This window comes from Micromonospora sp. CNZ296, from assembly GCF_007827635.1.
On sequence record NZ_VISW01000024.1, the window covers coordinates 34,865 to 46,885 of the forward strand.

16 protein-coding genes are annotated in these 12,021 nt (G+C 72.5%); 15 read left to right on the forward strand and 1 reads right to left on the reverse strand.

Annotation, left to right across the window (positions count from 1 at the left end; all coding sequences use genetic code 11):
- Positions 1-4: 4 nt before the first annotated feature.
- From FB455_RS29445 to FB455_RS29515, 15 genes are all read left to right on the forward strand, one after another.
- Entirely contained in the window at positions 5-217 is a 213-nt protein-coding gene (locus FB455_RS29445) for a DUF397 domain-containing protein (RefSeq protein ID WP_145755466.1), read from the forward strand.
- On the forward strand, positions 217-1,449 hold the full coding sequence (locus tag FB455_RS29450) for an MFS transporter (protein WP_186461691.1): 1,233 nt from the start codon (positions 217-219) through the stop codon (positions 1,447-1,449). Before FB455_RS29445 ends, FB455_RS29450 begins: the two co-directional genes overlap by 1 nt.
- Before the next feature lie 174 nt (positions 1,450-1,623).
- Positions 1,624-1,881 carry a hypothetical protein gene (locus tag FB455_RS29455; RefSeq protein WP_145755468.1) on the forward strand — a complete coding sequence of 86 codons (258 nt, stop codon included), beginning with the start codon at positions 1,624-1,626 and terminating at the stop codon, positions 1,879-1,881.
- A gap of 3 nt (positions 1,882-1,884) precedes the next feature.
- Entirely contained in the window at positions 1,885-2,133 is a 249-nt protein-coding gene (locus FB455_RS29460) for a hypothetical protein (protein WP_145755469.1), read from the forward strand.
- Positions 2,130-2,387, forward strand: coding sequence for a hypothetical protein (locus tag FB455_RS29465; RefSeq protein WP_145755470.1), 258 nt, complete (start codon positions 2,130-2,132; stop codon positions 2,385-2,387). The genes FB455_RS29460 and FB455_RS29465 overlap by 4 nt, the downstream gene beginning before the upstream one ends.
- Before the next feature lie 9 nt (positions 2,388-2,396).
- Positions 2,397-2,849, forward strand: a complete 453-nt coding sequence (locus FB455_RS29470) for a hypothetical protein (protein ID WP_145755471.1) — start codon at positions 2,397-2,399, stop codon at positions 2,847-2,849.
- A gap of 2 nt (positions 2,850-2,851) precedes the next feature.
- Positions 2,852-4,273, forward strand: coding sequence for a hypothetical protein (locus FB455_RS29475; protein WP_145755472.1), 1,422 nt, complete (start codon positions 2,852-2,854; stop codon positions 4,271-4,273).
- Positions 4,274-4,287: 14 nt separating this feature from the next.
- Complete coding sequence (locus FB455_RS29480) at positions 4,288-4,671, forward strand: hypothetical protein (RefSeq protein WP_145755473.1); 384 nt, start codon at positions 4,288-4,290, stop codon at positions 4,669-4,671.
- 61 nt (positions 4,672-4,732) lie between these two features.
- Positions 4,733-6,850, forward strand: a complete 2,118-nt coding sequence (locus tag FB455_RS29485) for a hypothetical protein (RefSeq protein WP_145755474.1) — start codon at positions 4,733-4,735, stop codon at positions 6,848-6,850.
- Positions 6,847-7,230 (forward strand): hypothetical protein, encoded by a 384-nt coding sequence (locus FB455_RS29490; protein ID WP_145755475.1) that lies wholly within the window; start codon positions 6,847-6,849, stop codon positions 7,228-7,230. Before FB455_RS29485 ends, FB455_RS29490 begins: the two co-directional genes overlap by 4 nt.
- Positions 7,231-7,312: 82 nt before the next feature.
- Positions 7,313-7,531, forward strand: a complete 219-nt coding sequence (locus FB455_RS29495; protein ID WP_145755476.1) for a hypothetical protein — start codon at positions 7,313-7,315, stop codon at positions 7,529-7,531.
- Positions 7,532-7,557: 26 nt separating this feature from the next.
- Positions 7,558-9,021 carry a hypothetical protein gene (locus tag FB455_RS29500; protein ID WP_145755477.1) on the forward strand — a complete coding sequence of 488 codons (1,464 nt, stop codon included), beginning with the start codon at positions 7,558-7,560 and terminating at the stop codon, positions 9,019-9,021.
- Positions 9,022-9,583: 562 nt separating this feature from the next.
- Entirely contained in the window at positions 9,584-10,354 is a 771-nt protein-coding gene (locus FB455_RS29505) for a ParA family protein (protein WP_186461692.1), read from the forward strand.
- On the forward strand, positions 10,354-10,896 hold the full coding sequence (locus tag FB455_RS29510; protein WP_145755479.1) for a hypothetical protein: 543 nt from the start codon (positions 10,354-10,356) through the stop codon (positions 10,894-10,896). The genes FB455_RS29505 and FB455_RS29510 overlap by 1 nt, the downstream gene beginning before the upstream one ends.
- Positions 10,897-11,059: 163 nt before the next feature.
- Entirely contained in the window at positions 11,060-11,431 is a 372-nt protein-coding gene (locus FB455_RS29515; RefSeq protein ID WP_145755480.1) for a hypothetical protein, read from the forward strand.
- Positions 11,432-11,526: 95 nt separating this feature from the next.
- Here FB455_RS29515 and FB455_RS29520 read toward each other — a convergent pair whose 3' ends face one another.
- Positions 11,527-11,994 (reverse strand): IPT/TIG domain-containing protein, encoded by a 468-nt coding sequence (locus FB455_RS29520; protein WP_145755481.1) that lies wholly within the window; start codon positions 11,992-11,994, stop codon positions 11,527-11,529.
- Positions 11,995-12,021: the final 27 nt, after the last annotated feature.

Here is a 12,021-nt window from a genome sequence, read left to right on the forward strand (position 1 = left end):
TTCGATGGACCGCACGGACAAGACCCCGCCGCCGCTGAACGAGTTCGGCCCGTTCGACACCAGCAGCAACGAGGGCAGCTGCGTCACCGTGGCGAAGCACCCGACCGGATGGCGCGCCATCCGCGACAGCAAGAACCCCGACGGCGGCACCCAGTTCTACAACCCGCGCGAGTGGGACACCTTCGTGGCCGCGATCCGGTCCGGCTACCACGACTGATGACCGTGACGAACCCCCGCCCGGCTGAGCACACCGCCCGGCCGGGCGGCCGCGGTCTACGGGCCATCCTCGCCTCCGTCGGCGTCTCCAGCGTCGGCGACGGCATGTTCCTCGCCGCCGTGCCGCTGACCGCCGCCGCCCTCACCCGCTCACCCACGGCCGTCGCCGCCGTCACCGCCATCGGCTACCTGCCGTGGGTGGTCGTCGCGCCGTTCGCCGGCGCGCTGGTCGACCGGTGGCCGTACCGGGCGACCGTCCTGACGGCCGACATCACCCGCGCTGTCGCCGTCGCCGCGCTCGCCGCGGCGGTCGCCCTGGACGTGGCCACCGTGTGGATCCTGGCCGTCATCGCCGCCGTCGTGGTCACCGGGCAGGTGTTCCACGACATCGCCCTCCAGGCCGCCGTCGCCGAGCTGGCCCACCGCGACCCGGACACCCTGCACCACGTCAACGGCCGCATGTTCTCTCTCGACACCGCCGGGAAGAGCCTGATCGGGCCGCCGGTCGGCGCCGCCGCGTTCACCGCGGCCCGAGTCGTCCCGTACGCGGTCGACGCGGCCAGCTTCGCCGCGAGCGCCGCACTGCTGACCAGGCTCCCCCGAGGGCTACGCGCCGCCGGTGACCACACCGCCCCGATCGGCCGGGCCGTGAAGGACGGGCTGCTGTGGCTCGCCCGGCACCGCCGGCTGCGTACGCTCGCGCTCCTCGCCGCCGCCGCGAACCTCGCCTACAACGCGGCCTGGGCGACGTTCGTCCTCTACGCCACCTCCGAGCAGGGACTGCGGGTCACCGACGCCGGGTTCGGGCTGCTCGTCGCGGCCCTCGCGGCCGGCGGCGTGGTCATCGGGCCACTCGCCCACCGGATCACCCGTGCCGTCGGCGCCGAACCGGCCCTGCTGATCGGCGTGGTCGCCCACGCCGCCGCCTGGCCGGTCATCGCCGTGGTCGACAGCCCGTGGGTGGCGGCGCCGCTGCTCGCCGCCATCGGCGCGTCGCAGACGCTCATCACCACCGTCAACGCGGGACTGCGGCAGCTGCTCGTCCCGGCGGACATGCTCGGCCGCGTCATCGCCGGGTTCCGCACCGTCGCCAACAGCGCGTCACCGGCCGGCGCGGTCCTCGGTGGACTCATCGCCGCCAGTGCCGGCCTGCGAGCACCGATGGTGGCCGGAGGCGTCATCCTCGCCATGTCCGTCGCCGCGACCATCCCCACCCTGCTGCGAAAGCCCTGACTCGGCCGCGCAGCCAAGCCCCCGACCTGCACCAGGTCGGGGGCTTTTCGCCATCTGCGCGACGTCCATGCCGACCCACCCGGTTCGCGCCTTGCCTCCCCGCATGGATCCGCATACGCTAACTGCGCACGCCAATGCGCAACTATGCGTAAGCGTTCATGCGAAGGAGACCCCATGCCCGAGATCGGTCGGGCCCCGGCAACCATGCCGGGGCCCGGGCGCACCCAGCGCCCCACCAGCACCATCAACCCGTTCAGCGTCGCCACGATCCTCGCCTTCGGCGCGATGGTGACCCTGCTCGCCGTGGCGCTCGTGCAGCGCCACACCCCCGGCGGCAACCCCGACGGCGCGTTCGCCGGCGCCGTCGGCGCCCTGCTCATCGCCGTCGTCGCCGGGATCATCAGCGACCGGCGCACGAAGGTCACCCGCTGACCCGTGAGCCCCTACCGGTACACGTTGCGCCTCCACCGCGGCCTCTTCGTCAGGGCCGAGGTGGAGGCCAACATCGACCCCGCCGACAACGCCGCCCTCCGGGCCCAGTTCGAGGCGATGGTCAAGGCCAAGACCGGCACCCTCAACACCGACCTGACGAAGTGGACCCTGCGGGTGCACCGGCTCGGCGGCGGCATGGTCATCGCCACCGTCACCGTCGCCCGCTCCGGCGCGACGGTGGTGACCCGGTGAACATCCTCAACCGCAAGCCGGGCCGCCCGGTCAAGTCGACCCGCAAGAGCCGCCGGGAACAGCGCGAAGACGCGACCTGGAGACGCAAGTGGGCCGAGGCCGGCGACGACCCGGCCGCCCAGGCCGCCGTGCGCTACGACCAGGTGCGCGCGGCCGTCATGCGTCTCCGGCCGGCGCAGCGCGCCGCCGCCTGGCGGAAGGTCCACGTCGGTCTCGACGACCTGCTCCGCGACATCCAGACACTCTCGCAGTAAGGACCCCCCATGAAGCCCGAGGCCACCTACGCGGTGTCCGCCGGGGCCGGCCTCGCCTGCCTCGTCATCGCCACTCTGCTCTGGACGGTCGGCAACCGGATGCTGCCGCGCGTCACCACAGTCCTCGTCATGACCGGGGTGTCCGGCCTCATCACCACCTGGGCCGGCGAGCAGGCGGACGGCGCGGTCGGTTCCATCACCAAGCTGATCGACAAGCTCACCATGGACAAGCTCGACGCGAAGGTCTCCGGCCTCATCGCCCTGGCGGCCTTCTTCGTGGTTGCCGTGCACATGTGGCGCAAGCAGGTCGACTGGATCACCCTCGCCGCCGCCGCGCTGCTCCCCCTCGCTGTCCGGTCCGCCACCGGCGACTTCGGTGACGGCCTGGAGCAGCTGGTCAAGGGCATCACCGAGTTCGTCGGCAGCATCGTCGGCTCCTTCACCGGCACCGGAAAGAAGTAACGATGGAGATCACGTGGATCGGCCTGATCTGGATCGCCGTCATCGCGACCGTGATCTATAAGGCCGGAGGGAAAGGCAAGGCCGCCGTCGCCGGCTTCTACCGGGGCCGCGTCGAGGCGTGGAAGGGCTCCAGCCCCGAACCGGCCCCCGCAGGCGTCAAGGTGGGCGCCGCGATCGCCACCGGCGCCGTCGGCGGTTTCCTCTACCTGCGCGGCTTCGCCAAGGGCATGAAGGAGGGCTGGCCCACCGGATCCGCGACCGCCCGGAAGTGGTACGAGCAGCGCACCAAGAAGGAGGCGGGCACGGACGAACCGGGCCTATGCCCGCAGGCCGACTGCCGCGCCAACCTCGCCAAGATGGGCTGGCCCGCGCAGCACCAGAACCGCAAGCGGGAGCTGTGCCAGTACGACTGGAAGACCGACTCCCGCTGGCAGCGCTGCCCCGACTGCAAGACCATCCTCCTGCCCGGAGACAAGTGCGTCGACTGCAACACCACCGCCGACCGCAAGGCCAAGCCGGTGCCCACAGCCGCACCGGAAACGAAGCCGGCCGCCCCGGCCGAGCAGCAGGACGACACGTGCCAGAGGTTCCCGCTGCCGTGGCCGAGCACCCAGCAGTGCACCAACCCGAAGGCCCCCGGCGAGCCGTACTGCCAGACCTGCATCGACACCATCGAGAAGCAGCAGACCCTCACCGAGGAGCTCAAGAAGGTCGCCCGCGACGAACCTCACCGCCTGTGCCGCTACAACACCGGCCGCTCGAACTGCACCGACCTGCGCGACGAGCAGCTCGGCAACGGCTACTGCACCCGCCACGACGCGCTGGTCGCCGCCGAGAACGCCCGGACCAGCCAGTGCCGGCACGTGTCGCCCCCGATCGGCGGTCAGGGTCCGGGCGAGCGGTGCACCGACGAGGCCACCGAGGTCGGCGACCTGTGCAAGCGGCACGCCAAGACAGCCGACGAGCAGGAGCGGACCAACCGCCGCCACCTGCGACTGGCCAGCGACAACACCACGACGACCGAAGGGGGCACCACGGTGCCGATCGAGACCGCGACCGGCGGTGACGTGCGGAACCTGGAGCAGGTCCGCGCCGAGCTGGACAGCATCATCCGCGAGCAGGAAGCCGAGCGGGAGGACGCCCAGTCCTACCTCCAGCGGGTCATGGAGGAAGCCAAGTGGCACACCGATCTCAAGCACTGGGTGGAGGGCTACAACTTCCCCGATGACGTGATCGGCGCTGTCCGCGACCTCGCCGACCACACGAACGGCCGCGTCAACGCCGCCGCCGCCCGGATCGCCGCGGCCGACGGCACCCTCTCCGACGCCCGGCAGGCCCTCTCCGAGGTCGACCCGCACCGGCAGGTCAAGGCCGCCGTCGACCAGGCCGGCGGCATGGCCGTCACCGACGCCTACGCCATCTGAACAGGAGCATCCAGATGAACCTCACCGACGCGAAGCGGTACGCCGGAGACCTCCAGGTGACGGCCTCCCGGGACGTCGAGGACGCCCGCGCCGCCCGCCAGCTCGCAGACGAGGACCTCGCCCGGTTCGACCGCTTCCACGGCAACATGATCCGGCTGTTCGGCCCGACCGGGGCCGGTGTCGCGGCCGTCGGTCGTCTCCGCGACCGCGCGCAGCAGCGCGCCCAGGCCGCCACCGACCGCGCTAAGCACGCCGACGCCAGCCGCGGCATCGCCAGCACGATCCTCGGCCTGATCGACCAGCACCTGTCCATCCGCGAACGCGGCCAGGCCGCCGGTGGCCTCGCCCAACGCGAGACGTACGGCGCCGGACCGAACACCACCACCCGCACCAACTGATCAACCCGGCGGCCCCGGACCACTCCGGCCCGGGGCCGCCCCCACGAAGAAGGAGGAAGCCGTGTTCGGCAAGACCCAGCAGCAACCCGCGCCGCGCCGCCGCGTGTGGTGGCCGCTGCGCGCGCTCGGCGCCCTCATCAGCGGCCTCGTCCGCGCGATCACCTGGGTCATCCGGCTGTCGCTGCGCTACGGCTGGCGGTACCGGCAGCTGCTCGCCCCGCTCTACGCCTCCCTCTGGCTGGCCATCGCCGCGGTGCTGCTCCACGGCACCCACAAGCCATGGCAGACCGTCACCGCCGGCACCGCGATCGCCGCCGTCTACCTCGCCCTCTGGATCCGCCGCCGCAGCAGGCAGAGCCGCAAGCTCCGCCGCGCGAAGCAGGTCTACGCCTGGGCGTGCCTCACCACCGCCGCCGTCTGGTCCCTGATCCTCACCACCTGGACCCTGCCGCTGACCTGGACCGCCGGCATCCACGCCGCGCTCACCATCGCCGCCGCCGGCCCGTGGATCTGGGACCGGCGGGTACGCCGCCCGAAGCCGCTGACCCCGCAGCAGGTCATCTGGGCGGAGAAGCTGGGTGCCCCGAACCGGAGGCTCGCCGGCACCGAGCTGATCGACGTGAAGCCCGGCAAGGGCAACATCGAGTGGGAAGGCGTGATCGTCGGGGAGCCGGGCCTGTTCACCACCGGCCAGGCCGTCGCCGCTCAGGAGTTCATCGGCTCCGCATACCGGTGCTCGCGCGGTGAGTTCGTGGTCGAGCCGGAGGCGTCGGAGCGTCTCGACACCGCCCGCGTTATGAAGGTCAACGCCAACAAGACGTACGCGAAGACCGACTACGACGACAGCTGGAAGGGCCTGGAGCACGGCTCCGTAGCCCTCACCACCTACCCCGACGGGGCGCGGGGCCGGTTCGCGATCTACGTGCCGCAGGCCGGCACCGTCAACTCGGTGTTCGCCGGCGACTCGGGGTCCGGGAAGAGTAAGGGCTTCTCCACCGCCTGCACCCAGGTCACCGACACCGGCCTGGTCGTGCCGTGGGCGGCGTGCCCGCAGGGCGGCCAGTCCTTCCCGGCCTGGGCTGGCAAGGAGGGCCAGGCCGACTACATCGCCCGCGACCCGGAGCAGTGCATCGAGCTGCTGGAGGCGTTCCGCAACGCCCTGTTCGCCCGGTCCGCGGTCCTCGGTGAGCTGCCGTTCCAGACCAGCAAGGGCAAGATCCGCCACGGCATCGCCCGCTACGACCCGGACATCATGGTGCTGGTCGACGGGCAGCCCATGCGCCTCGGCGAGTACATGCCGATCCTGTGGGTCGCCGCCGACGAGATTCCCGTCCTGTTCCGCTACGACCCCGACAGCCGGTCCCTCGTCGCCGAGATCGTCAAGCTCGACGGCAAGGTCGGCGGCTGCCTGGCCGTCGGCGTGCAGATGCCGTCCATCCCCGAGCTGGGCAACAACGACACCATCCGGCAGAACACCAAGGGCAACGTCGTCGCGTTCCGGAACAACGAGCCCGTCGGCAAGGGCATGATCCTCTCGGCGCACATGCCGTCACCGGACCAGATCCCGCTGCACCCGCCGGGCCAGCCGTACGAGCACACCAAGGGCACCTGCGTGCTGGAGTCCATCGCCCCCGGCAGCGCCCGCGCCACGTTCTCCCGCACGCCGTCGGTCGCGGACGAGGACGACTTCGAGCACGCGGAGGCGGCAGCCGCCCGCCGCCCGGCGCTGGACGAGATCACCGCCCGCGGCGCGGGCCGCGACTACTACGAGCAGTGGAAGCGGTCGCCGCTGGCACCGAAGGCGGTCCGCCCCGGCTACAACCGGGCCACCGAACCCACGATGCCCGTAGAGGCCCCGGCCCGTGAGGTCATCACCGTTCAGGCAGCCAACCCGGCCCCTGCCCCTTCCCCGGCTCCCGTCCCGGCCGCTGCGCCTGCCGCGGCGGCGCAGCCCAGGGCGCGCGGCACGGTCGTGGACAAGGCGGTCGACTTCCTCACCGAGCACGGCCCGGCCACCACCTCCGTCATCGCCACCGCCATCAACGCGACCCGCAGCACCGTCTCCACCTCCCTCGGCCGGGAGGTGTCCCGACCCGGCGCCCGCGTGCGCCGCACCGACCGCGACGGCGAATGGGCGCTCGCCACCCGTACCGCCCGGCAGCTTCAGGAGGTAGCGTGACCATCACCGGCCGCCGCTGGACCCGCCCACCGAAGACCCACCCCGAATGGTGCGACGTCCCCCGTTGCCAGGCCCTCAGCCTGTCCGGCGAGCACCGCAGCGAACCGATCCGTCGGCACGTTCCGGACCTCGGCGTCGTTGTCGCCACCCTCACCCAGATCCCCGGTCGGCGGGTCCGGCTCGACGTGACTCTCTCCGCGCCGCTGCCGAGCGACCACCGCGCCGCGCTGCGCGCCGAGGTGGTCGCCGATCAGCTCGCCGCCGCGCTCACGCAGATCACCGGCACGCCCCGCCGCGCGCCGGAACTCCCCGCCAGCGCGCCCCGGCGCGCGAACCCCCTCCCCTCCTACGCGCGCCCGGCGCGCGCCATCGCCCGCTAGGAGCGCGCCGATGCATCTGCGACACGCTCACCCCGCCCCGACCGCGCACACCAGTGCGCGCCCGACGGTACGGTGCTCCGACATGGAGACCCTGCCCCCCGACGCGCGCGCCGACCTCGACGCGGCACGCGCCGCGAAAGCAGAGATCGAGCAGCTGGAGGCGCGCGTCGCCGAGCTGCGCGGCACCCTCGGCGCGCGCCTGCTCCGCCTGGTGCGCGTTCACCGCGTGCCCAAGCGCGCGCTGGCCCGCCACCTCGACTACGCCTCCGACAACTCCGTACGCCAGAAGATCAGCGGCTGAGCGAGCCCCGACACTAGGAGACCCCCGTGGACCAGTTCGACCCGGCGCAGTGGGCGCCGGCCCTCGACCAGGCTGGCGCGATGATCGTGCCAACCGGTGCCGCCCTGGCCGCCGTACTTATCGGTCTGCTGTGGTGGCAGGTGCGGCGCCGCTCCCTGGCCAAGGTCGGCCGCGCCGTCACCACCCCGCTCGTGCTGCTGTGGGAGGCGCAGGGTCTCCACCACCTCGCCGTCATCAGCGGCGCGAAGGGCGTAGCGGCGTGGGTGCTGGCCGGCGTCACCAGCGCCGTGCTGATCACCCTCGCCGCCTACGCCGACGACCACCACAAGAAGCACGGGAACCTCGGCTGGCCCGGCCGGCTCGTGTGGATCGTGGCCGTCCCGATGGGCTTCGTCGTCGCCCTGACCGCCGCCACCACGGCCGAGTTCGCGCTGCGGATCGTTCTGCCGCTGCTCGTCGCCGTCGTCTGGTGGATCCCCTACGCCCCGGACGTCGTGAAGCGGGCCGCAGCGGCCGGGGAGGCGGTCCGCAAGAGCGGAGCGTTCCGCCTTTCCCCGCGCCGCATCCTGGTGTGGGCGGGCCTGGTCGACCCCACCGACGCCGACCTGAGCGTCGTCCACGAGGAGCGGCAGATCCGCCGGCTGACGACCGCCGCCCACAAGCTGCACCACGGCTGGCCGCTGTGGAAGCCGTTCCGCGCGGCCCGGCTGCGTCGCCTCGGTCTGGTCGCGACCCCGACGATGGTGGAGGAGGTGGCGCGGCGGGTCCGTCTCGTGCACGACATCGAGCGCCTCACCTCTCCGGTGGCGGGCGACAACGCCCACGCGCCGAGCGCGCCCGGCGCGCGAGCCGACAGCGAGCCCGCCGGATCCGGCACGCGCGCTGACGACCCCGCGCCGACGACCGGCACGCGCGCCGACGACAGCGCGCCGACGACCGGCACGCGCGCCGAGCCCACCGAGCCGGTTTCGGGCGCGTCGGCGCGGCCCGCGCCGCGTCCGAAGACGACCCGCGCCAAGACGGCCGGCGGGTCCACCGACTCGGCCGAGCCCGCCGCCGCTGGCGCGCGCTCGGGTGCCGCCCGGGCGGAGATCTCAGCGCGCGCCGAAGCCGCATATGCGCAGTACACGGCGTGGGTGGAGAAGAACGGAAGCGAGCCGGACGGGTCGACCGTCGCGGGTTGGATCGGCTACCGCAACGCGGCGAACGGGCGGAAGGCTCGCGAGCCGTGGCGCGTGCGGATCGCCCAGGAGATCGCGTCCGGCGCGCGTGCCCGCCCCGCGAACCTGCCCGGTGAGGTCGCCGCGCTGCTGCCCCCGGAGACGCGGGCGCGCGTGCCGGAGCAGAGCGCGCCGACTCCGGCTCGCGAGCCGAAGGTGGCCGAGCCGACGGGTGACGACATCCTCGGCGCGCTGGCTCTAGACGCCGTTGAGGTGACGGCAGGGCCTGCGAAGGACGCGCAGTCGCCGGTCCCGGTGGCCACCGCGTAGAGCAGGGAACCCGCAGAGGGGCCGACCGTGTGACCGGTCGGCCCCTCTTGCATGTTCACATGTTCTCAGGTATCGCGCGCGCCTGCGCGCATGCGCGCACCTAACGTGTAGGGCCGCCGGGCGGGGTGACAGCCAGTGTGAACGTCGGCCTGTGAACCCCGCTCCCCCGCCGTCGCGCCGTCATGCGTTCATGACGGTCGTCATGCCGTCATGCGCTCATGACGACGGGCTGATGTGGAGGCTCCCCCGCCACCCCCTACGCCCGGGCGCCCGTCGGGCGAACCGGTCGACGTCTCAGCCGACGGCGGATCGACCGCCTGGTGGGCAGACCCGTAGCCGGTCTACCTATCGGGTCAGTGAGGGGTCGGGTGATCACGCACATCGGCGCTTATGCCATCTGAGCTGCCCCTCTGCGGGTGGACTTCGCCACTGGCCCGACCGTCAGGGCGCGCGCCTACTGCCCCCTCGGGCGTCGCGCTGCCAGAATGCGCGGAGGTATCCCACACCCATCGCAAGGAGGACTCATCTTGTGGCCGGATCGCACAGAAGGAGCGGGGAGCGCGTGATCCTCGCCGTGATCAACGAGAAGGGCGGCAGCACCAAGACGACCACCACGGTCAACACCGCCGCCGCTCTCGCGGCCGAGGGGAAGCGCGTGCGCATCATCGACGCCGACCCGCAGGCCGGCAGCGCTACCTACTGGCTGCCCCCGAAGGACAACGTGGGGGAGGGGCTTGTAGACGTCTTCAGGGACAAATCGACCATAGACGATGTAACGTCACGAACCGCCGTCGACAACCTCTACATCGTCCCGTCGTGGACCACCCTCCGCGAGGTCGAACGTACCCGCGAGCCCGGCAGCGAACTCGTGCTCCGCTCGGCCCTCGCGACCAGCGAGGCGCCCATCGACGTCGACATCATCGACAGCCCGCACACCCTCGACGTCCTGGCCGTCGCCGCGGTCGCCGCCGCCGAGGGCCTCATCGTCCCCGTGCAGGCGTCCGGCCTTGACGTGGTGGGCATGGAGGAGTTGCTGGAGATGGTCAAGACCGTCCGACGGCGCATCAACCCGGACCTGCGGATCAGCGCGATCGTCGTCGGCCGCGCCAAAGCCATCGGACCCGGCCGCTACACCGCGTTCGACCAGCAGCTCATCGACTCGTTCCGGGCCCAGTACCCGGACAGCCTCGTCGCGCCGATCGCCGACAGCGTGCGGATGCGCGAGGCCACCGAGGCGCACATCCCGATCAACCTGTACGAGCCCAACGGGCGGTGCGCCGGCGACTTCGCCTCGCTCGCCAGCGGCCTGATCCAGAGAGAGGAGGCAGTCTGATGCCGAAGCCCCAGCGCCCCACCATCTCCGCCCCGGGCGGAGGCAGCATTCTGGACGAGGTGACCGCCGCGACCGCGGCCCGCCCCGCCGGCCGGCCGCCGTTCGCCCGCGACCCGCAGCCCGATCCGGAGCCCGCGCCCACCCCGGCCGCGGAGACCACCGAAGCGAAGGCGACCGCGCCCGCCGCAGCTGCTCCGGCCGCACCTCGCCGGCGTGCTTCGGCCCCACCCCGCTTGCCAGCCGCTCCCGCCCGCTCCGCGCCGCTTCCGCCGGCGCCGGGCATCCCGCAGCCCCCACCGGGCTACGTCGACAGCACCAAGCCCCTCCAGGTCTACCTGCCGGGCGGAGACCACTGGCTGCTGAAGTACGGCGTCCTCATCCGTGGCACCGACATGACCTCGGTCGTGGCCGCGCTGGTGAGCGCCTACAACCACGACCCGGACGCATGGCACGCCCTGATCGCCCGGGCCGACGAGGAGCGGGTGCCCCTCGGGGAACTGCTCAGCCCGGCGCTCGCCCAGGCCGTCGAGGACGCCGGGTGACCAAGGGGTCCGCCGTCTACCTCCAGGTGCGGCTGTAGCCCGCATCGGCCCAAGAGGGGCGCGGCCAGATTCGGCCGCGCCCCTCTTGCGCACCCAGTTAATCGCCGCTACAGTTTGGGGTGTAGGCGGGTGAGCGACCCGCCCCAACGGGAGGAGACCCCCGATGACTGCGACGACTATCACCCCCGGCATCCAGGCCATCATCGACGCCACCGTCGCCTTCAATGCCCAGCACGGCCCTGAGGCCGCCGCCGAGATCGCCTCCGCCACTCCCGTCGTGGACGTCACCTGGTCGGCCGACAGCACCGGCCGCCGCGTCACCATCACCGTCACCCCGGGCGTCCTGTTCGACAACGGCGAGGTCGCGTTCGGTGCGGAGGGCACCGTCTTCGGGCCGGTCCGGGTCTTCGACGGCCGCGACACGCTCGGCACCGCCCGCTGGGCCGCCCGTAAGGCGTACGACATCCCCGCCGGCGTGCTGGTCCGCTACTTCGCCCCCCGCCGCACCGCCCCGGTCCACACCGAGACCGCCTGACCAACCACTCCTGGAGAGCCGCCCGGCGAAGGGCGGCTCTCCAGAGCCGTCTACCAGTGCTGAGGGGTGGGTCAGTGGCCGCCGCCGCGCTGGCCCTACACGTAGGTGTAGCCGTTGGCCACGGTCACGTTGCCGGCGTCGTCGGCCACCACGACCGCCACCGCCCCGGCCGCCTTCGCCGGAGTGGTCACCTTGATCTGCGACTGGCTGATCACCTGGAGGTTCGTGCCGGCAGTCCCGCCGAACGTCACCCCCGACACCCCGGACAGGTTCGTGCCGGTGATGGTGACGACCGTGCCGCCGGCCGCCGGGCCCGTCGCCGGGGTCACCTGCGTCACCGTGGCCGCCGGGTAGTGGGCGTCGATCTCGGACTGAGGGATTCGGGTGCCGGCCGGGTACGCCAGCACCAGCTGGGTGCCGTCCACGGCCACGTCGGTCGGCCCGTACGGCACTCGCTTGTAGACCGGGGCCGTGACCTCACGGATCTGCGGGTCCGGCACGTTGGTGGCCGGGAAGGACGACTTGGGGATGCGCGCGCCGCTGGCGTCGAAGAGAGCAGTCATGGCCCGGATGATGAGTCCGCGACCCGG